Origin of the sequence: Pseudomonas sp. KU43P (genome assembly GCF_033095865.1) — a bacterium.
In the GTDB taxonomy this organism is placed as follows: Bacteria; Pseudomonadota; Gammaproteobacteria; order Pseudomonadales; family Pseudomonadaceae; genus Aquipseudomonas.
The window spans coordinates 1,612,858-1,636,013 of record NZ_AP019365.1 but is presented as its reverse complement, the minus strand read 5'-3'; the positions used below and the strand labels follow the sequence as shown (position 1 = coordinate 1,636,013).

Sequence of the window (23,156 nt, the reverse complement as noted above, 5' to 3'; positions counted from 1 at the left end):
AGTTTTGGCCAGGCTTTCGGCAATGCGACAAACACTGTCGCAATCGCGCAGTGTACCGGCTGAGAGGGGGCTGGGTGAACGGGTGTTCACATTCAATTGGAGGGGGGGCTGTGGGTGTAGGGCGTGGATTTTTTGGTGCAGCGGAAATCGAGCGCCGCCCGCGCGGCGCATCGCGGATGAATCCGCTCCCACATTGGTTGCAACGTGCCACAGTCTGTCAGGCCATGGTTGTCCGCCTTTGGCGCCCGCCGAGAAATCGCGTCGAGCCAACAAGGCTGGCAACCATGGCCTATCAGGCATAGGTACGTTGCAACAAATGTAGGAGCGGATTTATCCGCGATGCGCCGCGCGGGCGGCGCTCGGCCTCATGGCCGCCCTAAAACTCAAGGCATGCACCCTCAGGCACATCAGCCCTTTTCCGCAGGCGCCGAACTCAACTCGAACGGGCTGCTGCTGCGCCGCTGGTTACGGTCTTCGCGCGGCGTGGCACCGAAGAAGTTGCGATAGGCACTGGAGAAATGCGGCCCCGAGGAGAATCCGCAGGACAAGCCGATCTGGATGATCGACTTGCTGGTCTGCATCAGCATCTGCCGCGCCTTGTTCAGGCGCAGCTCCAGGTAATACTGGCTTGGCACGCGGTTCAGATACTGCTTGAAGATCCGTTCAAGCTGACGCCGCGACACGCACACGTGCTGGGCGATTTCGTCGGTAGTCAGCGGCTCTTCGATGTTGGCCTCCATCAACAGCACCGCCTGGGTCAGCTTAGGGTGACTGGAACCCAGGCGATTCTGCAGCGGAATACGCTGGCGCTCGCCACCTTCGCGAATACGCTCGACCACCAGCTCCTCGGACACCGCACCCGCCAGCTCCGCACCATGATCACGGGCCAGTACCGCCAGCAGCAGGTCGGTAACCGCCATGCCGCCACAGGCGGTCAGGCGATCACGGTCCCAGTCGAACAGGTGGCTGGTGGCAATGACCTTGGGGAAGCGCTCGGCAAAATCGTCCTGCCAGCGCCAGTGCACAGCGGCGCGGTAGCCATCGAGCAGCCCGAGCATGGCCAGCGGGTACACCCCAGCGGACAAACCGCCAATCATGCAGCCACTGCGTGCCACCTGCTTGAGCGCCGAAGAGAGCGCCGAGCCGATCGCCTGCGGCAGATCATCCGCCAGCAGGAACAGCTTGTGACACCCCTCCAACCGGCCATTCCACGGCTCGCCCGGCAGGCGCCAGGCGCCCTCTTCTGCAGGCTCGGCCTGAAGAAAGGCCAGCTCGTAGACCACGTCCGGATGCACCCGCTGGGCCACCTGCAATACTTCCTCCGCCAGCGCCAGAGTCAGAGGCTTGGTGCTTGGCCAGATGAGAAAACCGATTCGCTGGGTGGTCATAGGGTAAGGTCCGAAACCTGAGGTCGTTCGCGTCTGTGGCGCCGGGGGCAGGCCGCGCTCGCTGCGCAGCATGCCCTATTCTGGTGCAAAGATGCAGCCTTTACTTCAGGCTGCCCGAGAGAAACTGCTTGAGCCGCTCGGATTGCGGGTTGGCCAGCACTTCGCGCGGGCAACCGGTTTCTTCGACCAGACCTTTGTGCAGAAACACCAGTTGGTTGGATACCTCGCGGGCAAAGCCCATCTCGTGGGTCACCACCACCATGGTCCGGCCTTCCTGGGCCAGGGCCTGCATGACCTTGAGCACATCGCCCACCAGCTCCGGGTCCAGCGCCGAGGTCGGCTCGTCGAACAGCATCACTTCCGGCTCCATGGCCAGGGCGCGGGCAATGGCCACGCGCTGCTGCTCACCACCGGACATATGGCCGGGGAAAGCATCCTTGCGGTGCGCGACACCAACTTTGGCCAGGTAGTGCTCGGCCTTCTCCAGGGCTTCCTTCTTGCTCACCCCGAGCACGTGCACCGGCGCTTCGATGATGTTTTCCAGCGCAGTCATGTGCGACCACAGATTGAAATGCTGGAACACCATCGACAGGCGCGAGCGCATGCGCTGCAACTGGCGCGGGTCGGCCGCCTTGAGTGCGCCGTCCTTGCCGGCAACCATCTTCAGCTCTTCGTTGTTGAGCAGGATCTTGCCTGCGTGCGGCTGCTCGAGCAGGTTGATGCAGCGCAGGAAGGTCGACTTGCCCGAACCGCTGGAGCCGATGATGCTGATCACATCGCCTGCCTTGGCCGCCAGGGATACACCCTTGAGCACTTCATGGCTGCCGTAGCGCTTGTGCAGGTCTTGGACTTCGAGTTTGTACATGCTGTCGGTTCTCACAGAGCGTTCAGTGCTTGCGCGGCGCCAGGTAGCCGAGCCAACGGCGTTCGGCCAGCTTGAACAGGCGCACCAGGATGAAGGTCAGGCACAGGTAGAACACGCCCGCCGTGATGTAGGCCTCGAAAGGCAGGTAGTACTGGGCATTGACCGTGCGCGCGGCACCGGTGATGTCGATCAGGGTCACGATCGACGCCAGGCTGGTGGTCTGCAGCATCATGATCACTTCGTTGCTGTACTGCGGCAGCGCCCGGCGCAAGGCTGAAGGCAACAGGATGCGGCGGTACATCTTCATGCGCGACATGCCCATGGCCTTGGCTGCCTCGATCTCGCCATGGGGCGTGGCCTTGAGGCTGCCGGCGATGATCTCGGCGGTGTACGCGCTGGTATTGACGGCGAAGGCCAGGCAGGCGCAGAAGGTCGCACTGGACAGCCACGGCCAGAAGATGCTTTCGCGCACCGCTTCGAACTGTGCAAGGCCGTAGTAGATCAGGAACAGCTGCACCAGCATCGGCGTACCACGGATGACGTAGGTGTACAGCCAGGCGCTCATGTTCACCAGCGGCTGCTTGGATACCCGCATCAGCCCCAGCGGCACGGCCGCGAGCAGGCCGAACAGCAGCGACAGCGCCAGCAGCTTGAGGGTGGTCAGCAGGCCACCCAGGTACAGCGGCATGGCTTCCCAGATGACGTTGTAGTCGAAAATCATAGCTCAGCCACCTTGACGCCCACCGAGTAGCGCTTCTCGAGATACTTCAGGGCCAGCAGCGAGACGCTGGTGATCACCAGGTACAACGCCGCCACCGCCAGGAAGAAGGTGAAGGGTTCGCGGGTGGCGTCTGCCGCCTGCTTGGCCTTGAACATCATGTCCTGCAGGCCGACCACCGAGATCAGCGCCGTGGCCTTGGTCAACACCAGCCAGTTGTTGGTGAAGCCCGGAATCGCCAGGCGGATCATCTGTGGCACCAGGATGCGGAAGAACACCTGGCGATTGCTCATGCCATAGGCCACGCCGGCTTCGGCCTGGCCCTTGGGAATACCGAGGAAGGCACCACGGAAGGTTTCCGACAGGTAGGCGCCAAAGATGAAGCCCAGGGTACCGATACCCGCCACCAGCGGGTTCAGGTCGATGTAATCGTCATAGCCGACCAGCGGCGCCACACGGTTGATGATGTCCTGCCCGCCGTAGAAGATCAGCAGGATCAAAACCAGGTCCGGAATACCACGGATCACCGTGGCGTACATATCGCCCAACCAGGCCAGCCAGCGCACAGGCGACAAGCGCAGCGCCACGCCGATCAGGCCGAGCACGATGGCCAGGGCCATCGACGACAGGGCGAGCTGCAGCGTCAGCCACGCCCCGTCGAGGATGACTGCCCCGTAGCCTTTCAACATGATGAGGTCCTCGACCTAGAGAATGAAAAATGGTGCAAACCTCAGAGCCTCTGCTGTTTGCACCATTGCACAGGTGAAACTCGACGTCTTAGTTCGAGTCTGGACCGTAGATATCGAAGTTGAAGTACTTCTTCTCGATTTCTTTGTACTTGCCGTTGGCACGAATCGCGTCGATCGCCTTGTTGATGCGCTCGCGGTTGGCATCGTCACCCTTGCGCACGGCAATGCCGACGCCGTCACCGAAGTACTTCACGTCGGTGAACGATGGGCCCACGAAGGCGAAGCCCTTGCCGGCGTCGGTCTTCAGGAAACCATCGTCGAGCAGGGTGGCGTCGGCCACGGTGCCGTCCAGGCGGCCGGCGGCGACGTCCAGGTAGATTTCGTTCTGGGTACCGTAAGGCACGACGGTGGCACCTTTGGGCGCCAGCACTTCCTTGGCGAAACGATCATGGATCGAACCGCGCTGCACGCCGATCTTCTTGCCCTTGAGCTCATCCAGGCTCTCGCTCACGGCGGTACCTTCCTTCATCACCAGGCGAGCTGGAGTCAGGTAGTAGCGCTTGGTGAAGTCGACCGACTTCTTGCGGTCTTCGGTGATCGACATCGACGACAGGATGGCGTCGATCTTGCGCACCTTCAGCGCCGGGATCAGGCCGTCGAACTCCTGCTCGACCCAGGTGCACTTGGCTTTCATTTCTTCACACAGGGCGTTGCCGATGTCGTAGTCGAAACCGGCGATGTTGCCGTCGGGCTGCTTGAAGGCGAAGGGTGGGTAGGCGGCTTCGATACCGATCTTCAACGGCTTTTCATCGGCCTGCGACACCAGGGAAAACACGGAAAGCGCCAGGGCGCCAAGCAGTGCGAGCTTCTTCATCAGGTAACTCCATCGGTACGGGGCAATACAAGGCAGGGTAACAACTGCCCGATATGCGAATGGGTACAACGCGAGCCGCGCAGGGTTCGACCAAGGTCGCAGACCACGAGCGAGTGAGTGGCATTTTAACGACAGCCCGGTAGTCGATATTTCTTCAAAGCGACAACTACTTACAGAAGCGCTTGAAACCGCAGCGGGCGAGGTTGACAGCCATTGCAGAGTATGCAAGAGCGCAAGAAATAGAACCCATGGGACTAGCAATTACTGGGCCTATTATTGGCAAAGCCTTGAGTTACGGCAAGTACAGCGTGCTACGTTGCAAAAAATGCCTACAACATCGCACCTGAATGGGTCAGAAATGTTTCCTGCCGCCTCGTTTTTAGGCATAGGCGGTGACATAAGAGTTACCGATGAATGTCGGGTAACAGTAAAGCAAAAACCCCGCCGGTTACCCGAGCGGGGTTTTTACAGACGACCCTGAGCCTTAGGCCGTAGCCAGGTTCATCGCCTTGCGGGTATCGATCAGGTGCTGCACCACACCCGGGTCAGCCAGGGTCGAGATATCCCCCAGCGCATCGTATTCACCCGTGGCGATCTTGCGCAGGATCCGCCGCATGATCTTGCCCGAGCGCGTTTTCGGCAGCCCCGGCGCCCACTGGATCACATCCGGCGAGGCGATCGGCCCGATCTCCTTGCGCACCCAGTTCTTCAGCTCCAGGCGCAACTGCTCGCTCGGTTCCTCGCCGGCATTGAGGGTGACGTACACGTAGATGCCTTGCCCCTTGATGTCGTGCGGCACGCCCACCACTGCGGCCTCGGCCACCTTGCTGTGGGCGACCATGGCGCTTTCGATCTCGGCGGTACCCATGCGGTGCCCGGACACGTTCAGCACATCGTCCACACGGCCGGTGATCCAGTAGTAGCCATCCTCGTCGCGGCGTGCGCCGTCGCCGGTGAAGTACATGCCACGGAAGGTCTTGAAGTAGGTGTCGACGAAGCGGTCATGGTCGCCGTACAGCGAACGCGACTGGCCTGGCCACGAATCGAGGATCACCAGGTTGCCTTCGGCGGCGCCCTCGATCAGGTTGCCCAGGTTGTCCACCAGCGCCGGCACCACGCCGAAGAACGGGCGGGTCGCCGAGCCTGGCTTGAGCGCCGTGGCGCCCGGCAGCGGGCTGATCAGCACGCCACCGGTCTCGGTCTGCCACCAGGTGTCGACGATCGGGCAGCGTTCCTTGCCCACGGTCTTGTAGTACCAGTTCCAGGCTTCGGGGTTGATCGGCTCGCCCACCGAGCCCAGCAGGCGCAGGCTGGAGCCGTCGGCCCCGGCCACGGCGGCCTCGCCCTCGGCCATCATCGCGCGGATGGCGGTGGGGGCGGTGTAGAGGATGTTGACCTTGTGCTTGTCGACGATCTTCGACACACGGGTGATGTCCGGGTAGTTCGGTACGCCTTCGAACAGCAGGGTGGTCGCGCCGTTGGCCAGCGGGCCGTAGACGATGTAGCTGTGGCCGGTGACCCAGCCGACGTCGGCGGTGCACCAGTAGACTTCGCCCGGGCGGTAGTCGAACACGCGCTCGTGGGTGAGCGCGGCGTACACCAGGTAGCCGCCGGTGGTGTGCAGCACGCCCTTGGGCTTGCCGGTGGAGCCGGAGGTATACAGGATGAACAGCGCTTCCTCGGCGCCCATCTCTTTCGGCGCGCAGTGGCTGGAGGCAACTTTCATCAGGTCTTCGTACCAGATGTCACGGTGCTGGTGCCAGGCGATGTCGCCACCGGTGCGCTTGCACACGATGATCTTCTGCACGCTGCTGGTTTCAGGGTTGGTCAGCGCCAGGTCGACGTTGGCCTTGAGCGGGGTACGACGGCCACCGCGCACGCCTTCGTCGGCGGTGATGACGACTTTCGACTTGCAGTCGATGATCCGCCCGGCCAGGGCTTCCGGCGAGAAGCCACCGAACACCACGGAGTGGATCGCGCCGATGCGGGCGCAGGCCAGCATGGCCACCACGGCTTCGGGGATCATCGGCATGTAGATGGTGACGACGTCACCGCGGTGCACATCCTGGCCGCGCAGGGCGTTGGCGAACTTGCAGACCTGCTCGTGCAGTTCACGGTAGGTGATGTTGCGGTGTTCGCAAGGGTCGTCGCCTTCCCAGATGATGGCCAGCTGGTCGCCGCGGGTTTCGAGGTGGCGGTCCAGGCAGTTGGAGGACACGTTCAGGGTGCCGTCGGCGAACCACTTGATGTCGACATGGTGGTCGTCGAACGAGGTCTGCTTGACCTTGGTGAATGGCTTGATCCAGTCGAGGCGCTGGGCCTGCTCGCGCCAGAAGCCGTCCGGGTTGATCACCGATTGCTGGTACATGGCCTTGTAGGTGGCCTCGTCGGTCAGGGTAGTGGCCGCAACCTCGGGACGAACGGGATACAGTGGAGCCGCACTCATCTGTGTTACCTCGGTGTAATAGTTGTTTTTGTATGGAATCGTTTGTAACTGTACCAGAGCGGCAAAAGCCATTCGACGATGGTAGTAGCGAGGGCAGGATTTTTTTCAGAGCGTCGAGGCGACCGCTCTAGGCCGCGGCCGGCGGCCCGGCGAGGGGAAAATGATGGGCATCTTGCCAAGCGATTGTTACAGATTCTGTCAAAAGGCGAAAAAACTTTATCAAAACACTGTCTGTTTCCCTTAGTTACCGAGGCATAAGATTCACCTCGCCAGCAACGGCAAGGCGATTAACTACTGGTAACAGCCCCCACGAAGGCAAACGTTAATCCCTCTCTAATCTCTAGTTGAAAACTTGGCAGTAATCGCGGCGCCACAAGCGCCGCGTGCCCCCTCACGACCTTAGACAGGTAAATAGAAAATGAAAGCTTTACTGGTATTGGTACTTGGCGGCCTTTGCAGCACGGCGATGGCCGGCGAGGCAAATGATGTCGAGCAGATTCCGGTTGAACAGTACAGTTACTCGCAGCACCTGGACATCGCTCGCGTTATTTCCATGAGCGAAGTGCCGAATGTCTGCGAAGTCGTGCCTGCCCGCATGACCTACGAGGACTCCAAGGGCCAGAAGCACATTCTTGAATACCGCGTGATGGGGAACGGCTGCTCGAACGGCTGAGTTCTAGAAAAGGGGCCTGCGGGCCCCTTCGCCATTTAATTCATTCGGCCGACTTGCCAAGGGAATAATCGCGCAACTTGTTGGCGATGGTCGTGTGCGAAACACCCAATCTTTTTCCCAATGCGCGGCTACTTGGGTATTCACTCATCAAACTTTCCAATACCGCCTTCTCGAAACGTCCGACAATCTGCGAAAGATCCCCCTCCAGCGAAAACTCCCCCAACGGTTGACGCACGCCATAATCCGGCAAACGGATATGTTCGCTCTTCACCACCCCGCCTTCGCATAGCGACACGGCCTGGAACAATACGTTTTCCAGTTGCCGTACATTGCCCGGCCAATGGTATTGCGCCAGTTTGTCCATCGCCGCCGGCGCCAGGCGCGGCATGGCGCAGCCGATCTGCCGGCTGGCCTGATCGAGAAAGTGCTGCACCAGCCCCTCGAGCCCATCCATGCACTCGCGCAGCGGCGGGATATGCAGCGACAGCACATTGAGGCGGTGGTACAGGTCCTGGCGGAATTCGCCACGGGCACACAACTCGGACAGGTCGACCTGGGTCGCGCAGATTACCCGCACGTCGAGGTACACCTCTTCATCACTGCCTACCCGACGGAAGCATCCGTCCTGCAAAAAACGCAGCAGTTTCACTTGCAGACGGGGGCTCATCTCCCCCACCCCGTCGAGGAACAACGTGCCGCCCGCCGTCAGCTCCAGCAGCCCCAGCTTGCCTTCGGCCCGGGCCCCCTCGAAAGCGCCTGGGCCATAACCGAACAGCTCGGTCTCGGCCATGGACTCCGGCAAGCCCGCGCAATTGAGCGCCATCAGCGGTGCCTGCCCACGTGGGCTGGCGAGATGGCAGGCACGGGCCAGCAACTCCTTGCCAGTGCCGGTTTCGCCTTCGATCAGCAGCGGTGCGTCCAGAGGCGCCATGCGCCGCGCCTCGCGCACCACCGCCGCCATGACACGCGAACTCTGGAAGATACTGTCAAAGCCCCGCAGCTCCTGCTTGCGCACGTTGTATATACGCTCGCCGATGCGGTCTGCACGATGCAGAGTGAGCACCGCGCCGGCCAGGGCCTCGCTGTCATCGTGCTCGGACTGCAACGGCGCGATGTCGGCCAGGAACACATCGCCCTTGACCTTGATGCGCAGGCCATTGATCCGCGACTTGTTGGCCCGTACCAGCTCTGGCAGGTCGAAATCCTCCACATAGCGCGCCAACGGCATGCCCGGCACCTCGTCGACGCGCACGCCAAGCAGCTGCGCCGCAGTACGGTTGGCGGCGACGATGCTGCCCCCCATGTCCACCGACAGCACCGGAAAGTCCAACGCCCCCAGCAGCGCGTTCAACTCCATGTGCCGCCGCTCGCTGGGCATCAGCCCGACACGCTTGACTCCGAACACGCCGGCAATCGATTCGAACTTCGGCCGTAGCGCCTGGAACTGCAGGTTGATGAGGTTCGGACAGTGCAGGTAGATGGCATTGCCGTGATCTCCCCCCACTTCGCCGCGCAGCACGTTGATGCCGTACTCCACCAGCAGGTTGAGAATGTCGCGAAGGATGCCGATGCGGTTCTGGCAATGCACTTTGATACGCATGAGAGCTCTCGAAACGCCGAAGTTTTTCAACCCCGCGCGGAAAAGTCGTAAAGATAAGCTGACAAAAACGCCGATTACGCCAGCTCGATGAGCCGAATTTTCCGGCATGCCGCGCATTTTGTAAAATTATCGTTACGAACTCAGGGGCAGCGGCAAGCTGCCAGTGCCCGCCCACCCCGTGCAAATCGTCCGATTGCGGGATATTCCTGATGCATGTCGTGGACATAACAAGAATGCCCTCACCAGGAGAGCCACATGAAACAGACGCAATACGTGGCACGCGAGCCCGATGCGCACGGTTTTATCGACTACCCGCAGCAAGAGCATGCGGTGTGGAATACGCTGATCACCCGCCAGCTCAAGGTGATCGAAGGCCGCGCCTGCCAGGAATACCTGGACGGCATCGACCAGCTCAAGCTGCCCCATGACCGCATTCCACAGCTGGGCGAGGTCAACAAGGTGCTGGGCGCCACCACCGGCTGGCAAGTTGCCCGAGTACCGGCGCTGATCCCCTTCCAGACTTTCTTCGAACTGTTGGCCAGCAAACGCTTCCCGGTTGCCACTTTCATCCGCACCCCGGAAGAACTGGACTACCTGCAGGAACCGGACATCTTCCACGAAATCTTCGGCCACTGCCCGCTGCTGACCAACCCCTGGTTCGCCGAATTCACCCATACCTACGGCAAGCTCGGCCTGGCCGCGACCAAGGAACAGCGCGTGTTTCTGGCGCGGCTGTACTGGATGACCATCGAGTTCGGCCTGATGGAAACGCCCCAAGGTCGCAAGATCTACGGCGGCGGCATCCTCTCCTCGCCCAAGGAGACTGTCTACAGCCTGTCTGGCGAACCCGAGCACCAGGCCTTCGACCCGATCGAAGCCATGCGCACCCCCTATCGCATCGACATTCTGCAGCCGCTTTACTTCGTGCTGCCGAATCTCAAGCGCCTGTTCGACCTGGCCCACGAAGACATCATGGGCATGGTCCAGCAAGCCATGCAGCTGGGGCTGCACGCGCCGAAGTTTCCACCCAAGCAGGCTGCCTGAGCCCTCCCATAACAACTCGAACCGGATAACTACCCATGAATGCCTTGAACCAAGCCCATTGCGAAGCCTGCCGGGCCGACGCGCCGAAAGTCACCGACGAGGAACTGGCCGAACTGATCCGTGAGATCCCGGACTGGAACATCGAAGTACGCGACGGCCATATGGAGCTGGAGCGCGTGTTCCTGTTCAAGAACTTCAAGCACGCCCTGGCATTCACCAATGCCGTGGGTGAGATCGCTGAAGCCGAAGGCCACCACCCAGGCCTGATGACCGAGTGGGGCAAGGTCACCGTGACCTGGTGGAGCCACTCGATCAAGGGCCTGCACCGCAACGACTTCATCATGTGCGCCCGCACAGACAAGGTTGCCGAGACGGCTGAAGGCCGCAAGTAAGCAGTGCTCGAGCAGAGAAAGGGGCCGCATCGCGGCCCCTTTTTCGTGGGCTGAATGTCCGGTATCCGCCCGCAAAACCGACCAGCGACGGGGAAAAAATGCAAACTGTCATCCAGACTTGTGTATCCTGCCCCAGCTTTGCGAAGCTCGAACCGCGCCTGGCGCAGACTTTTCACTCACACTTGCGAGGAACGACGAGATGCATGAAATCCCGAATCTTCCCTTCCCAAGCCTGAACCCCGAAGAGCCAACCGTTGCCGCCCACTCCGAACCGACGCCTGCCGTCGAGGATGGCGACGATCAATCCAGCGCTGATCAGGAATAACCGCGCACTCCCGTTGACTGTGTGAAAACGGCTGACCTGCGGGCAACCCCCGTCATCACGTTTTCACACCGCCCGGCCTCTGCCCCTACCCTGCTAACACCTCGCCTTTGCCACCGGTAAGCACATTGACGGCCCCTTCCAACAGGAGCCAACGCCATGTCACCGGAGAAACCGTACGATGAGCTGCACACACTGATCAGTGCAGTCGACACGCAAAACCTCGTGTTGCACAGTGAACTGTCAGGCCCTCACGACCTCAAGACACGTCTACACGACCCTGGCCAGAAAGCTGCTGACCGCAGCCGATCCGCTTGCCCACTGGACGCCGACTGCGGCCCCTTACAGCATCAGCAGCTTTGCCCAATCGCTGTGGGCGGACCAGCAATGCCTGATACGACGTGATGCGTTCGACACCCCAGAGCCACGACACCAGGCCCTGGCCCACTGCTCGACGTGCTCTACCCACCAGAGTCACGGCGACCGGGCTATATTCTGGATTTCGAACTGTTCAGCCAGGACAATGCACTGACACCGCAGCCGCCTGTCACCTTTATCGATGCACGCGCACACATGCGAGATCAGGCGCCAGCCCCCCGGTTCACCCAACTGCCGGTATTGCGCCGCAGCGATCAGCTGATCGAGAGCACCCACGTACGCACCTTGGACTCGGAACGCTTGATAGCCTCCACGCTGAATGCACATTTGCTGACGCAGCACGACCAAGTCCAATACATTCATGTTTTCACCCTGTTCGACACCTGCCGCTCCTGCGGCGGCTATGTACTCCCGCGCCTGCGCCTGGACCACCCCAGCGCCGATTTCAGCGTGACCTGGTTACTGCCCTATACCGATTGACCTTCCGGGCCTGACCGGACTGTGAAAGCTTCACCCCACAGTCCGGTCAGGCCCGGTATCATGGCCAGCATCATGCTTCAGCGGTTACGGCCCTTCTATGCCACAGCGTTCCCCCTCCTCCTTTGCGATCACCCTGCAAGTGGTCTCCATCGTCCTGTTCACCTTCATCGGCTACCTGAACATCGGCATTCCCCTGGCCGTGTTGCCTGGCTATGTACACAACGACCTGGGCTTCAGCACCGTGGTCGCAGGCCTGGTAATCAGCGTGCAGTACCTGGCCACCCTACTCAGCCGCCCCACTGCCAGCCGCATCATCGACAATCTGGGCAGCAAGAAGGCGGTCATGTACGGCTTGTTTGGCTGCGGCCTGAGCGGCGTGTTCATGCTGGCCTGTGCCTTCCTTACCCACCTGCCCTGGGTCAGCCTGGCCTGCCTGCTGGTGGGCCGCCTGGTGTTGGGCAGCGCCGAGAGCCTGGTGGGCTCTGGCTCGATTGGCTGGGGCATCGGCCGGGTCGGCGCCGATAACACCGCCAAGGTCATTTCCTGGAACGGCATCGCCAGCTATGGCGCACTGGCCGTCGGCGCACCGCTGGGTGTGCTGATGGTCAAGAGCCTGGGGCTGTGGAGCATGGGCGCGAGCATCATCTTGCTGGGCGTCATCGGCCTGCTGCTGGCCTGGCCGAAACGCGCCGCACCGATCGTCAGCGGCGTGCGCCTGCCGTTCCTGCGAGTGCTCGGTAAAGTGTTCCCGCATGGATCGGGACTGGCCCTGGGCTCGATCGGCTTCGGCACCATCGCCACTTTCATCACCTTGTACTATTCCAGCCGCGGCTGGGCCAATGCGGCCCTGACATTGAGCCTGTTCGGTGCGAGTTTCATCAGTGCGCGGTTGCTGTTCGGCAACCTGATCAACCGCATTGGCGGGTTTCGCGTGGCCATCGCCTGCCTGTCGGTGGAAACCCTTGGCCTGCTGATGCTGTGGCTTGCGCCCAGTGCAGAGATGGCGCTGGCGGGTGCGGCATTGAGTGGGTTCGGCTTCTCGCTGGTCTTCCCGGCGCTGGGGGTGGAAGCGGTGAACCAGGTGACGGCAGCCAACCGCGGGGCGGCAGTAGGGGCGTATTCGCTGTTCATCGACTTGTCGCTGGGGATTACCGGGCCGTTGGTGGGAGCGGTGGCGTCGGGGTTCGGGTTTGCTTCGATGTTCCTGTTTGCGGCGGCGGCGGCGTGTTGTGGGCTGGTGTTGAGTTTGTATCTGTACAGGCAGGCGCGAACGGGGCGTAACAAGGTGCGCGAAGCCTGAGTGTGGCAGTGGCATTACCGGCCCTATCGCCGGCACGCCGGCTCCCACAGGGGACCGTGCACATATTGGGATCTGCGCGGTATCTGTGGGAGCCAGCTTGCTGGCGATAGGGGCCTGAGGTTCAGCGCTGTGCGTACTGCAACACCACTTCCAGCGGGTGGCGCATCTGCCGCTCGGTCATGCGCTTGACCTGGCTGCGGCACGAATAACCGGTCGCCAGGGGCTCACCTTCCTTGTCCAGCTTGGTCGCCCACGACTGCTCGAAGATGGTCCGCGAGGTGTCTTGGTTGCGCGCTTCGTGGCCATAGGTACCGGACATGCCGCAGCAACCGGTGGCCTCGGTCACCAGCTTCAGGCCCAGGCGAGCAAATACCTGTTCCCATTGCTTGGTGCTGGCCGGCACATTGGTCTTCTCGGTGCAGTGCGCCATCAGTCGGAAATTGCCAGGCGCGGTGGGCGCCTGCTCGGGCAGCACATTCATCAGCCACTCTTGCGGCAACAGCACCGTCGGGCAACCATCCAGGCCAGGTACCTTCTGGTATTCCTGGCGATAGACCAGGGTCATCGCCGGGTCCAGGCCCACCAACGGCACACCACAGTCGGCCAGGGCCTTGAGCTGGGTGGCATTGCGAATGGCGGCCTTGGCGAAAGCGCCAAGGAAGCCTTGCACGTGCAGCGGCTTGCCGTTGGCGCTGTAGGGCGCCAGGAACACCCGGTGGCCCAGGCGGTGAGCCAGCTCGATGAACGCGGCCAGCAGCGGCGTTTCGAAGTAACGGGTGAAGGCATCCTGTACCAGCACGATGCTGCGCTCGCGCTGGGCAGGCGTCAGCTCGCGCAGCGCGGGCACACTGGCCACGCCGACGCGGCAACGGGTCAGGGTGGACTGGAAGTTGAAACGGCTGATCAACGGGCTGTCGACCATCCCGACCTTATCCGCCAGCAACTTGCTCACCCACTTCGAGCCCATCACCGCGTTGTACAGGCCCGGCGCATGGGCCAGATACGGAATGGTGAACTCCAGCGAGCCGATCAGATAATCGCGCATCGGGCGCTGATAGCGGCCGTGGTACAGCTCCAGGAACCGTGAGCGGAAGTCCGGCACGTTGACCTTGATCGGGCACTGGCCAGCGCACGACTTGCACGCCAGGCAGCCAGCCATGGCGTCGTACACCTCATGGGAAAAGTCTTCCTGCCCCTGGCTGCGGGCGCGGTTGTTGCGCAAGCGTGCCGGCAGCCCCTTGAGCCAGGACACCTTGTTGCGTGCCGCCGCCAGCACATCGATGTTCGCTTCGCCCTGCAAGCGCAGCCATTCGCGCATCAGCGAGGCACGCCCCTTGGGCGAATGCTGGCGCTCACGGGTAGCCTTCCACGACGGGCACATGGCGTCGTTGGGGTCGTAGTTGTAACAGGCGCCGTTGCCGTTGCAGTGCACGGCGCTGGGGAAGTCCTGCCACACGCGCTCGTCGATGGTGCGGTCGAGGTCACCGCGCAGGGTCACGCCGTCGACCTTGGTCAGGCCTTCGGCACTGTCCGGCGGGGTGCAGATCTTGCCGGGGTTGAGCTGGTTGTGCGGGTCGAAGGCGCCTTTCAGGCGCTGCAGCGCCGGGTAAAGTTCGCCGAAGTATTCCGGCACGTATTCCGAGCGCAGGCCCTTGCCGTGCTCGCCCCACAGCAGGCCGCCGTAGCTTTTGGTCAGGGCCGCCACGGCATCGGAGATGGGCTTGACCAGCGCGGCCTGGGCCGGGTCTTTCATGTCCAGCGCCGGGCGCACGTGCAACACGCCGGCATCGACGTGCCCGAACATGCCATAGGCCAACCCATAGCCGTCGAGCAGCGCGCGGAAGTCGGCAATGTAATCGGCCAGCTTCTCCGGCGGCACAGCGGTGTCTTCCACGAACGGCTGAGGACGCACTTCGCCTTCGACGTTGCCCAGCAGGCCCACCGAGCGCTTGCGCATGGTGTACACCCGAGTCACCGCCTCAGCGCCTTCGGCCAGGGTATGGCCCAGGCGCTCGACGCCAGTGTCGCGCTGCAGGTGTTCGATGAAGGCCTGAACCCGGGCATTGACCTCGGACGGCTCGTCGCCACAGAACTCCACCAGGTTGATACCCAGGGTCGGGCGCTCGGGGTCGGCCGGGAAGTATTCGGCGACGCTGTGCCAGACGATGTCCTTCATCGCCAGCATCAGCACTTTGGAATCCACCGTCTCGATCGACAGCGGCTTCTGCGCCATCAGCGCATTGGCATCGCGCAGGGCATCCATGAAGCTCGCGTAGCGGACGTTGACCAACACCGCGTACTTGGGGATCGGCAGCACATTGAGCTTGGCTTCCACCACATAGCCCAACGAGCCTTCGGCGCCGCATAGCACGCTGTTGAGGTTGAACCGGCCCTGTTCGTCACGCAGGTGCGCCAAGTCATAGCCAGTCAGGCAGCGATTGAGCTTGGGGAAGGTGCTTTCGATCAGTTCGGCCTGAGTTTCCTGAATGTCCCGGGCCATGCGGTACACCTCGCCAACCCGGCCGTCGGCGGCACAGGCCTGATCCAGCGCGGCATCGTCGATTGGCAAGCTGTGCAGGCGTTCGCCGCCCAGCAGCACACTGTGCAGCTCGAGCACGTGATCGCGGGTTTTGCCGTAGGTGCAACTGCCCTGGCCGCTGGCGTCGGTGTTGATCATGCCGCCGACGGTGGCGCGGTTGGAGGTGGAAAGCTCAGGGGCGAAGAACAGCCCATATGGCTTGAGCGCGGCATTGAGCTGGTCCTTGACGGTACCGGCCTCGACCCGCACCCAGCGCTCCTCTACGTTGATCTCGAGGATCTTGTTCATGTGCCGCGACAAGTCGACGACGATGCCATCGGTCAGCGACTGGCCGTTGGTGCCGGTACCGCCGCCACGGGGGGTCAGCTTGACCTCGCGGAAGCGCTCCTCGCCCATCAGGGTGGCGACCCGCGCCACGTCGTCGGCATCCAGCGGAAACACGGCGGCCTGGGGCAGGCGCTGGTAGATCGAGTTGTCGGTGGCCAGCACCGTGCGGGTGCCGTAGTCGGCACTGATCTGGCCACGGAAGCCGCTGTTGCGCAGGGCTTCGAGAAATTCGGGGTAGGCGGCGGTCGGCGCAAGGGTCGGCAGCTGGGCGATCATCGAAGGATGGCCTCTTGATATGGGCTAATTCACGGGAATCCTGTCATTCCGGCATGGGTCTAAGCAGGCAGGGATGACGTATAGGCCAATGTTCCTGTAGTTTCGCCCCAGGGGCAAACGGATAATCCTGCCGCTATCGATGACTTTTGTGAATGAATTACCGCCACCTCACCCCCTCCATGTCACTGCTGCTGGCTTTCGAGGCCGCTGCCCGGCATGAAAGCTACACCCGCGCCGCCGCCGAGCTGTCTCTGACCCAGAGCGCGGTCAGCCGGCAGGTGCAAGCGCTGGAGCAGCAACTGGGCTTGACCCTGTTCCGCCGCGAAGGTCGCCAGGTACTGCTGACCGATGTCGGCCGGCTGTACCAGCGCGAGCTGAGCGAAGCCCTGGGGCGCATCCGCAGCGCCACCCTGCAGGCGCTGGCCTACCAGTCCGGGGTCGGCACCCTGCGCCTGGCCACCCTGCCCACCTTCGGCTCCAAGTGGCTGCTGCCGCGCCTGCATGCGTTCTACAACGCCCACCCGGGCATGCTGGTACACATTCATTCACGGATCGAAGCCATCAACTTCGACACCAGCGAGATAGACGCCGCCATCGGCGTGGCCAGCCATGACCTGCCAGGGTTGGTCTGCCATCGCCTGCATGCCGAGGAGCTGGTGGTGATCCTGCCGCCGCAGGCGCGTACCGAAGCCCACGGCTGGCCGCCAGCACGCATCAGCGAAGAGGTGCTGCTCAACGTCGCCAACAACCCCCATGCCTGGGGCGAATGGTTCTCGCACCATGGCCTGGCGCACCGGGCAATGCGCCTGGGGCCGAGCTTCGAATTGACCTCTCACCTGATCCAGGCAGTGAGGGCCGGGATTGGTATCGGGCTGGTTCCGCGGATTCTGGTGGAAGAAGAACTGGCCAAGGGCGAGTTGTTCAGCCCAGGGGCGGCGTTTGCCAGTCAGCGCAGTTATTACCTGATCTATCCGCCCAGGAACGAGGCGCTGCCTTCGCTGCGGGCGTTTCGCAGCTGGTTGCTGGAGCAGATCTGAACGTTTTTCTGCCTGTACCGGCCCTATCGCCGGCAAGCCGGCTCCTACAGGATCAGCGCTGCCCCTGTAGGAGCCGGCTTGCCGGCGATAGGGCCGGTACAGCCGACAAAAAACCCGATGCCAGTCACCTGACATCGGGTTCTCTATTACCCACCGCAGCCCTTACTTGGCCACGGTACCGGCAGCGCCATTGGCCTGCGACCGGCGTTTACCCTTCAGCAGGTAGGCCAGCAGCATCGCCAGCAGCCAAACCGGAATCGCATACACCGACACCTGGATACCCGGAATCATCAGCATGATACCCAGGATCAGCACCACGAAGGCCAGTACCAGGTAGTTGCCATACGGGTACCACAGCGCCTTGAACAGCGGCTTCTGGCCGGTGCGGTCGAGGTGCTGGCGGAACTTCAGGTGCGAGTAGCTGATCATCGCCCAGTTGATCACCAGGGTGGCGACCACCAGCGACATCAGCAACTCCAGCGCGTTTTGCGGCATCAGGTAGTTGAGCAGCACCGCGATCAGGGTCACGGCTGCCGATACCAGGATCGAACGCACCGGTACACCACGCTTGTCGACCTTGGCCAGCGCTGCCGGGGCATCACCCTGCTCGGCCATGCCCAGCAGCATGCGCGCATTGCAATAGGTACCGCTGTTGTACACCGACAGCGCAGCGGTCAGTACCACGAAGTTCAGCAGGTTGGCTGCTACATCACTGCCCAGCAGCGAGAACACCTGGACGAACGGGCTGCTGCCGTAGCTGCCGCCGGAGGCATCGATGCTGGCGACCAGGCTATCCCATGGGGTCAGCGACAGCAGCACGACCAGGGCACCGACATAGAAGATCAGGATGCGGTAGATGACCTGGTTGATCGCCTTGGGGATCACGGTCTTCGGCTTGTCGGCCTCGGCTGCGGTGAAGCCGAGCATTTCCAGGCCACCGAAGGAGAACATGATGAAGGCCAAGGCCATGACCAGCCCGCTGACACCATGCGGGAAGAAGCCGCCATGGGCCCACAGGTTGGTGACCGAGGCTTCCGGGCCGCCGCTGCCGCTGGTCAGCAGGTAGGCACCCAGGCCGATCATGCCGACGATGGCGGCGACCTTGATGATGGCGAACCAGAACTCGGCCTCACCGAAGAATTTCACGTTCATCAGGTTGATGGCGTTGATCAGCAGGAAGAAGCCTGCCGCCGTGACCCAGGTCGGGATCTCCGGCCACCAGTAATGAACGTACTTGCCGACCGCCGAAAGCTCCGACATGCCCACCAGGATGTACAGCACCCAGCAGTTCCAGCCTGACAGGAATCCGGCGAAACCGCCCCAGTACTTATGGGCAAAGTGGCTGAACGAGCCGGCCACCGGCTCTTCGACGATCATCTCGCCAAGCTGGCGCATGATCATGAAAGCGATGAAGCCGCAGATGGCGTAGCCGAGGATCATCGACGGGCCGGCGGATTTCATCACGCCTGCCGAGCCGAGGAACAGGCCGGTACCAATCGCACCACCCAAGGCGATCAACTGGATATGGCGGTTCTTCAGGCCCCGCTTGAGCTCGCCTGAATGCATGTTTTGTCCACTCATGAACGAAGTCACCTGCATTGTTTTTATCTGTGACGGAATCGGACCCACCGCGCTCGTGGCGCAGCGGAATGGGCAAGGTGGTTACCTTGGGTTTCTTGCCAGCGGCGCCGCAGGGCGGATCAACCGGGGGTGAGCAAGAGTGCGCGGTACGCAAAGGGGTCACAGGTAAAACGCGGCGCACTGTATACCCCTGCGAGCGCGCAGGCGTCAACGCGTTGCGTCAATTCCCGGGGGAAAAACGCAGCGATCCTGTGGTGAGAGCCATCAAGGGCGAAGTGATCGGCGTACATGGCGCCTCCATTTGTTGTTTTGTCTGCCCGACGCTGAGGACGGGCTAATGCACACGGCAATGGTGGCTATAACAGCGTGGGGACGGGGGTTTGGGCAATAGGGGGGCGGGGCGGGAGGGGGGATACCGAGGACGAGCGCGGCAAGTTCTGTTTACAGAAAACCTGGCCCCTCAAGGAAACCTGGGTAATTTGTACAGATTTCTTTACATGGCGGTTTGAAAACTTGCCAGTCGTCCGAAAAATTCTTTTTCCTCAATATCTTGGCTGCTTTGCGTCCAATCGCCGGCAAGCCAGTTCCCACAAAAAAGCCAGCCCGAAGGCTGGCTTTTCGTCACTGCCAGAGCAGATCAGTCGCGCGGTTTGCCGCGACCGCGACCTGCCGGCTTGTCAGTGCCAGGCTTGCCTGGGCGCTTGCGCATATCGCTTGGGCGCTCGGCAACGGTGCTGCCACGGCTCTTGCGTGGTGCTTCCTCACGCGGCTGGCGTGCTGGGCGCTCGGCAGCAGCACCGCCCTCGTGTGCCGGGCGCAAATTGCGTACGCGCTCGCCACGGCCCATCGGGCGGGACGACTTGCGCTGCATGCGCTCCATCTTGTCCTTGGCCTTGAGGTTCATGGCAGGCAGCGCTACCGGCTGCAGGCCCACTTCGGCGGCCAGGATGTCGATCTCGCCCTGGCTCATTTCACGCCAGCGGCCCATCGGCAGGTCGGAGTTGAGGAACACCGGACCGAAGCGCACGCGCTTCAGGCGGCTGACCACCATGCCCTGGGATTCCCACAGGCGACGTACTTCGCGGTTGCGACCTTCCATCACCACGCAGTGATACCAGTGGTTGAAGCCCTCGCCACCGGGCGCCTTCTGGATGTCGGTGAACTTGGCCGGGCCGTCTTCGAGCATCACGCCCGCCTTCAGGCGCTCGATCATCTCGTCGTCGACTTCGCCACGCACACGCACCGCGTACTCGCGGTCCATCTCGTAGGACGGGTGCATCAGGCGGTTGGCCAGCTCACCGTCGGTGGTGAACAGCAGCAGGCCGGTGGTGTTGATGTCGAGGCGGCCGATGTTGATCCAGCGGCCCTCTTTCGGGCGCGGCAGGCGATCGAACACAGTCGGGCGGCCTTCCGGGTCGTCACGGGTGCAGATCTCGCCATCAGGCTTGTTGTACATGATCACCCGGCGAGTGGCCTCGGCGGCCTCTTCGCGCTTGATCAGCTTGCCGTCGACGGCGATGGCGTCATGCAGGTCGACACGCTGGCCGAGGGTGGCCTCGACGCCGTTGACCTTGATGCGGCCCTGGCTGATCCAGGCTTCGACGTCGCGGCGCGAGCCCACGCCGATGCGCGCCAGCACTTTCTGCAGCTTTTCGCCGGCTGGCGGGGTCATTTCGGTAGATTGCAGGTCTTGCTCACTCATCTGGGCACCTCCCGGTGTAGGAATGAAAAATCAGGTTTCTGGCGACGCAAGCGCCAAAAGGCCGCGCATCATACGCGGTTCGGTGGGGGAACGCACTGGAGGGTAGTGGGTTTTGTTGGGGTGGGAGGGATTATCTGCTCAGTGGTCCCTAGCTGCCTTTGCCGGCCCTATCGCCGGCAAGCTGGCTCCCACAGGGACCGCACAGGTTTCAAGGGCTGTGATCTTCCGGTGGAAGCTGGCTTGCCAGCGATGAGGCCAATACAGCCGATACACATTTCAAGGCTGTGTCTTGCCCTCTTCTTCCACCGGAACCTCAGGCTCATCTTCGCGCAAATCATCGAAATCGGTCTTCAAGCCCTCTTCCATGGCATCCAGCTCCACCAGCAAGCTGCGGAAACTGGTCTCCTCCTTCGGCTCGCCGATCTCTTCCTCCTCACCCAGGCTGGCATCGGCCAACGCCTGCAGGTGCGCCGGCACCGGCGCATCATCCGGGTCGGGCAACGGCTCTGGCTCCATTTCCCGCAATTCGGCCAGGGCTGGCAGCTCGTCCAGGCTCTTGAGGTTGAAGTGGTCGAGAAACGCCTTGGTGGTGGCGAACATCGCCGGCCGGCCTGGCACCTCGCGGTAGCCGACCACACGGATCCACTCGCGCTCCATCAGGGTCTTGATGATGTTGCTGTTGACCGCCACGCCACGCACATCCTCGATCTCGCCACGGGTGATCGGCTGGCGGTAGGCGATCAAGGCCATGGTTTCCAGCAGCGCACGGGAATAACGCTGCGGGCGCTCTTCCCACAAGCGGCCTACCCAGGGCGCGTAGTCCTCACGGATCTGCAGGCGGTAGCCGCTGGCCACCTCTTTGAGCTCGAACGCCCGGCCCGCACAGGACTTGCCTAGCAATTCCAGGGCTTTCTTGAACACCTTGGGCTCGGGGCGCTCGGCCTCTTCAAGCAATTCGTACAGGCGCTCCAAGGACTGCGGTTTACCCGAGGCGAGCAGAAACGCCTCGATCAGCGACGCCAGGTCGCGGGGGTCATTCAGGTTCATCGGTTTCTTCGACAGACTCGGCGCGAAGCCGCACATGGATGGGCGCAAAAGGCTCATTCTGCACCAGTTCGATCAGCGATTCCTTGACCAGTTCGAGAATCGCCATGAAGGTCACCACCACGCCCAACTTGCCTTCCTCGGCGCCAAACAGCTCGACGAAGGGCACAAAACCACCGCCTTTCAGGCGCTCCAGCACATCGCCCATGCGCTCGCGGGTCGACAGGGTCTCGCGGGTGATTTGGTGGCTCTCGAACAAGTCGTTGCGGCGCATGACTTCGGCCATGGACACCAGCAGCTCCTCCAGGCTGACCTGCGGTAGCAGCTTGCGCACCTTGGCCTGCGGCGCCTCCAGACGCGGCACGACGACGTCACGGCCGACCCGCGGCAGCTCATCGATGCCCTCGGCGGCCGCCTTGAAACGCTCATACTCCTGCAGCCGGCGAATCAGTTCGGCACGCGGGTCGCCCTCTTCTTCCTCGACCTCGGCCGAGCGCGGCAACAACATGCGCGACTTGATCTCGGCCAGCATCGCGGCCATCACCAGGTATTCGGCGGCCAGTTCCAGGCGCACGCTCTTCATCAGTTCGACGTAACCCATGTACTGGCGGGTGATCTCCGCCACGGGGATGTCGAGGATGTCGATGTTCTGCTTGCGGATCAGGTACAGCAGCAGGTCCAGCGGGCCTTCGAAGGCTTCAAGGATGACTTCCAGGGCATCCGGTGGAATGTAGAGGTCCACCGGCATTTCGGTCAGGGCTTCGCCGTAGACCAGCGCCAACTGCAACTGCTGCGGCGCACCGACCGTTTCGACCGGCGCCTCGGGCGCGTCCACCTGACTCACACGGTGCCCAGGAAGGGCGTGGGGTCGCCGCAACCTTCACGGATCAGCTCAGGCTCGTCGCCGGACAAGTCGATGATGGTCGAGGCCTTGAGGTCGCCGAACCCGCCGTCGATGACCAGGTCGACATGGTGTTCCAGGCGTTCGCGGATCTCGTAGGGGTCGGTCATCGGCTCGCTGTCGCCCGGCAGAATCAGGCTCACGCTCATCAGCGGCTCGCCCAGCTCAGCCAGCAACGCCAGGGTGATCGCATGGTCCGGCACACGCAGGCCGATGGTGCGGCGCTTTTCGTGCAGCAACAGGCGCGGCACTTCGCGGGTGCCGTTGAGAATGAAAGTGTACGGGCCGGGCACATGCGCCTTGAGCAAGCGGAAGGTGCCAGTGTCGACCTTGGCATACAGCCCCAGCTGCGACATGTCGCAGCACATCAGGGTGAAGTTGTGCGTTTTGTCCAGCCCACGCAGGCGCCGCACCCGCTCGACCGCTGCCTTGTCGCCAATCTGGCAACCCAGGGCGTAGGCCGAGTCGGTGGGGTACACCACCACACCGCCCCTGCGGATGATCTCCACCGCCTGGCGGATCAGCCGCGGCTGCGGGTTCTCCGGATGAATTTGGAAAAATTGGCTCACGTAGTCGTCCT

Annotated in this window: 20 protein-coding genes; 7 read left to right on the top strand and 13 right to left on the bottom strand. The window is 62.3% G+C overall.

Annotated features, from left to right (window positions below; all coding sequences use genetic code 11):
- Positions 1-407: 407 nt before the first annotated feature.
- The 6 genes from argR to acs form a co-directional block, all read right to left on the bottom strand.
- Complete coding sequence (gene argR / locus KU43P_RS07500) at positions 408-1,388, bottom strand: transcriptional regulator ArgR (protein ID WP_317661941.1); 981 nt, start codon at positions 1,386-1,388, stop codon at positions 408-410.
- 100 nt (positions 1,389-1,488) lie between these two features.
- Positions 1,489-2,253, bottom strand: coding sequence for an ABC transporter ATP-binding protein (locus tag KU43P_RS07495; RefSeq protein WP_008096710.1), 765 nt, complete (start codon positions 2,251-2,253; stop codon positions 1,489-1,491).
- 22 nt (positions 2,254-2,275) lie between these two features.
- Positions 2,276-2,974: an ABC transporter permease gene (locus KU43P_RS07490; RefSeq protein ID WP_176518121.1), complete on the bottom strand. Its 699-nt coding sequence runs from the start codon at positions 2,972-2,974 to the stop codon at positions 2,276-2,278.
- Positions 2,971-3,660 carry an ABC transporter permease gene (locus tag KU43P_RS07485; protein ID WP_176518120.1) on the bottom strand — a complete coding sequence of 230 codons (690 nt, stop codon included), beginning with the start codon at positions 3,658-3,660 and terminating at the stop codon, positions 2,971-2,973. The genes KU43P_RS07490 and KU43P_RS07485 overlap by 4 nt, the downstream gene beginning before the upstream one ends.
- 88 nt (positions 3,661-3,748) lie before the next feature.
- Positions 3,749-4,534 (bottom strand): ABC transporter substrate-binding protein, encoded by a 786-nt coding sequence (locus tag KU43P_RS07480; RefSeq protein WP_317661940.1) that lies wholly within the window; start codon positions 4,532-4,534, stop codon positions 3,749-3,751.
- A gap of 484 nt (positions 4,535-5,018) precedes the next feature.
- Complete coding sequence (gene acs / locus KU43P_RS07475; RefSeq protein ID WP_317661939.1) at positions 5,019-6,980, bottom strand: acetate--CoA ligase; 1,962 nt, start codon at positions 6,978-6,980, stop codon at positions 5,019-5,021.
- Positions 6,981-7,398: 418 nt separating this feature from the next.
- On the opposite strand from acs, the gene KU43P_RS07470 reads away from it, so the two are divergent.
- A complete protein-coding gene (locus KU43P_RS07470) occupies positions 7,399-7,653 on the top strand; it encodes a DUF2790 domain-containing protein (RefSeq protein ID WP_317661937.1) in 255 nt (84 codons plus the stop codon).
- 40 nt (positions 7,654-7,693) lie between these two features.
- On the opposite strand, the gene KU43P_RS07465 is transcribed toward KU43P_RS07470, so the two are convergent.
- Positions 7,694-9,253, bottom strand: a complete 1,560-nt coding sequence (locus KU43P_RS07465; protein ID WP_317661935.1) for a sigma-54-dependent transcriptional regulator — start codon at positions 9,251-9,253, stop codon at positions 7,694-7,696.
- Positions 9,254-9,508: 255 nt separating this feature from the next.
- Between KU43P_RS07465 and phhA the strand changes: the two genes are divergently transcribed.
- From phhA to KU43P_RS07440, 5 genes are all read left to right on the top strand, one after another.
- Positions 9,509-10,297, top strand: coding sequence for a phenylalanine 4-monooxygenase (phhA, locus tag KU43P_RS07460; protein ID WP_317661933.1), 789 nt, complete (start codon positions 9,509-9,511; stop codon positions 10,295-10,297).
- A 35-nt stretch (positions 10,298-10,332) separates the two neighbouring features.
- Positions 10,333-10,689, top strand: a complete 357-nt coding sequence (locus KU43P_RS07455) for a 4a-hydroxytetrahydrobiopterin dehydratase (protein ID WP_300030674.1) — start codon at positions 10,333-10,335, stop codon at positions 10,687-10,689.
- 199 nt (positions 10,690-10,888) lie between these two features.
- The gene (locus KU43P_RS07450; protein WP_255212384.1) at positions 10,889-11,014 is read left to right on the top strand and encodes a hypothetical protein; all 126 of its coding nucleotides are present in this window, start codon (positions 10,889-10,891) and stop codon (positions 11,012-11,014) included.
- 453 nt (positions 11,015-11,467) lie between these two features.
- Positions 11,468-11,869 carry a deaminase domain-containing protein gene (locus KU43P_RS07445; RefSeq protein ID WP_317661928.1) on the top strand — a complete coding sequence of 134 codons (402 nt, stop codon included), beginning with the start codon at positions 11,468-11,470 and terminating at the stop codon, positions 11,867-11,869.
- Between the two features lie 97 nt (positions 11,870-11,966).
- Positions 11,967-13,169, top strand: a complete 1,203-nt coding sequence (locus KU43P_RS07440; RefSeq protein WP_317661927.1) for an MFS transporter — start codon at positions 11,967-11,969, stop codon at positions 13,167-13,169.
- 121 nt (positions 13,170-13,290) lie between these two features.
- Here KU43P_RS07440 and KU43P_RS07435 read toward each other — a convergent pair whose 3' ends face one another.
- A complete protein-coding gene (locus KU43P_RS07435) occupies positions 13,291-16,311 on the bottom strand; it encodes an FAD-binding and (Fe-S)-binding domain-containing protein (protein ID WP_317661926.1) in 3,021 nt (1,006 codons plus the stop codon).
- 152 nt (positions 16,312-16,463) lie between these two features.
- Between KU43P_RS07435 and KU43P_RS07430 the strand changes: the two genes are divergently transcribed.
- On the top strand, positions 16,464-17,348 hold the full coding sequence (locus KU43P_RS07430; RefSeq protein WP_317661925.1) for a LysR substrate-binding domain-containing protein: 885 nt from the start codon (positions 16,464-16,466) through the stop codon (positions 17,346-17,348).
- Positions 17,349-17,510: 162 nt separating this feature from the next.
- Here the strand turns inward: KU43P_RS07430 and KU43P_RS07425 are convergent, their stop codons facing one another.
- The 5 genes from KU43P_RS07425 to KU43P_RS07405 all read right to left on the bottom strand — a co-directional run bounded on the left by KU43P_RS07425 (position 17,511) and on the right by KU43P_RS07405 (position 23,145).
- Complete coding sequence (locus KU43P_RS07425) at positions 17,511-18,929, bottom strand: amino acid permease (protein WP_317661924.1); 1,419 nt, start codon at positions 18,927-18,929, stop codon at positions 17,511-17,513.
- Positions 18,930-19,566: 637 nt separating this feature from the next.
- Entirely contained in the window at positions 19,567-20,631 is a 1,065-nt protein-coding gene (rluB, locus tag KU43P_RS07420; RefSeq protein ID WP_317661922.1) for a 23S rRNA pseudouridine(2605) synthase RluB, read from the bottom strand.
- Positions 20,632-20,907: 276 nt separating this feature from the next.
- On the bottom strand, positions 20,908-21,678 hold the full coding sequence (gene scpB, locus KU43P_RS07415) for an SMC-Scp complex subunit ScpB (protein WP_317661920.1): 771 nt from the start codon (positions 21,676-21,678) through the stop codon (positions 20,908-20,910).
- On the bottom strand, positions 21,665-22,390 hold the full coding sequence (locus KU43P_RS07410; protein ID WP_317663761.1) for a ScpA family protein: 726 nt from the start codon (positions 22,388-22,390) through the stop codon (positions 21,665-21,667). The genes scpB and KU43P_RS07410 overlap by 14 nt, the downstream gene beginning before the upstream one ends.
- Positions 22,391-22,515: 125 nt before the next feature.
- Entirely contained in the window at positions 22,516-23,145 is a 630-nt protein-coding gene (locus KU43P_RS07405) for an L-threonylcarbamoyladenylate synthase (protein WP_317661918.1), read from the bottom strand.
- Between the last annotated feature and the right edge of the window lie 11 nt (positions 23,146-23,156).

Excerpts from the sequence above, each read along its gene's own strand:
- argR (WP_317661941.1), bottom strand. The coding sequence starts at position 1,388 with ATGACCACCCAGCGAATCGGTTTTCTCATCTGGCCAAGCACCAAGCCT.
- KU43P_RS07495 (WP_008096710.1), bottom strand. The coding sequence starts at position 2,253 with ATGTACAAACTCGAAGTCCAAGACCTGCACAAGCGCTACGGCAGCCAT.
- KU43P_RS07490 (WP_176518121.1), bottom strand. The coding sequence starts at position 2,974 with ATGATTTTCGACTACAACGTCATCTGGGAAGCCATGCCGCTGTACCTG.
- KU43P_RS07485 (WP_176518120.1), bottom strand. The coding sequence starts at position 3,660 with ATGTTGAAAGGCTACGGGGCAGTCATCCTCGACGGGGCGTGGCTGACG.
- KU43P_RS07480 (WP_317661940.1), bottom strand. The coding sequence starts at position 4,534 with ATGAAGAAGCTCGCACTGCTTGGCGCCCTGGCGCTTTCCGTGTTTTCC.
- acs (WP_317661939.1), bottom strand. The coding sequence starts at position 6,980 with ATGAGTGCGGCTCCACTGTATCCCGTTCGTCCCGAGGTTGCGGCCACT.
- KU43P_RS07470 (WP_317661937.1), top strand. The coding sequence starts at position 7,399 with ATGAAAGCTTTACTGGTATTGGTACTTGGCGGCCTTTGCAGCACGGCG.
- KU43P_RS07465 (WP_317661935.1), bottom strand. The coding sequence starts at position 9,253 with ATGCGTATCAAAGTGCATTGCCAGAACCGCATCGGCATCCTTCGCGAC.
- phhA (WP_317661933.1), top strand. The coding sequence starts at position 9,509 with ATGAAACAGACGCAATACGTGGCACGCGAGCCCGATGCGCACGGTTTT.
- KU43P_RS07455 (WP_300030674.1), top strand. The coding sequence starts at position 10,333 with ATGAATGCCTTGAACCAAGCCCATTGCGAAGCCTGCCGGGCCGACGCG.
- KU43P_RS07450 (WP_255212384.1), top strand. The coding sequence starts at position 10,889 with ATGCATGAAATCCCGAATCTTCCCTTCCCAAGCCTGAACCCCGAAGAG.
- KU43P_RS07440 (WP_317661927.1), top strand. The coding sequence starts at position 11,967 with ATGCCACAGCGTTCCCCCTCCTCCTTTGCGATCACCCTGCAAGTGGTC.
- KU43P_RS07435 (WP_317661926.1), bottom strand. The coding sequence starts at position 16,311 with ATGATCGCCCAGCTGCCGACCCTTGCGCCGACCGCCGCCTACCCCGAA.
- KU43P_RS07430 (WP_317661925.1), top strand. The coding sequence starts at position 16,464 with ATGAATTACCGCCACCTCACCCCCTCCATGTCACTGCTGCTGGCTTTC.
- KU43P_RS07425 (WP_317661924.1), bottom strand. The coding sequence starts at position 18,929 with ATGAGTGGACAAAACATGCATTCAGGCGAGCTCAAGCGGGGCCTGAAG.
- rluB (WP_317661922.1), bottom strand. The coding sequence starts at position 20,631 with ATGAGTGAGCAAGACCTGCAATCTACCGAAATGACCCCGCCAGCCGGC.
- scpB (WP_317661920.1), bottom strand. The coding sequence starts at position 21,678 with ATGAACCTGAATGACCCCCGCGACCTGGCGTCGCTGATCGAGGCGTTT.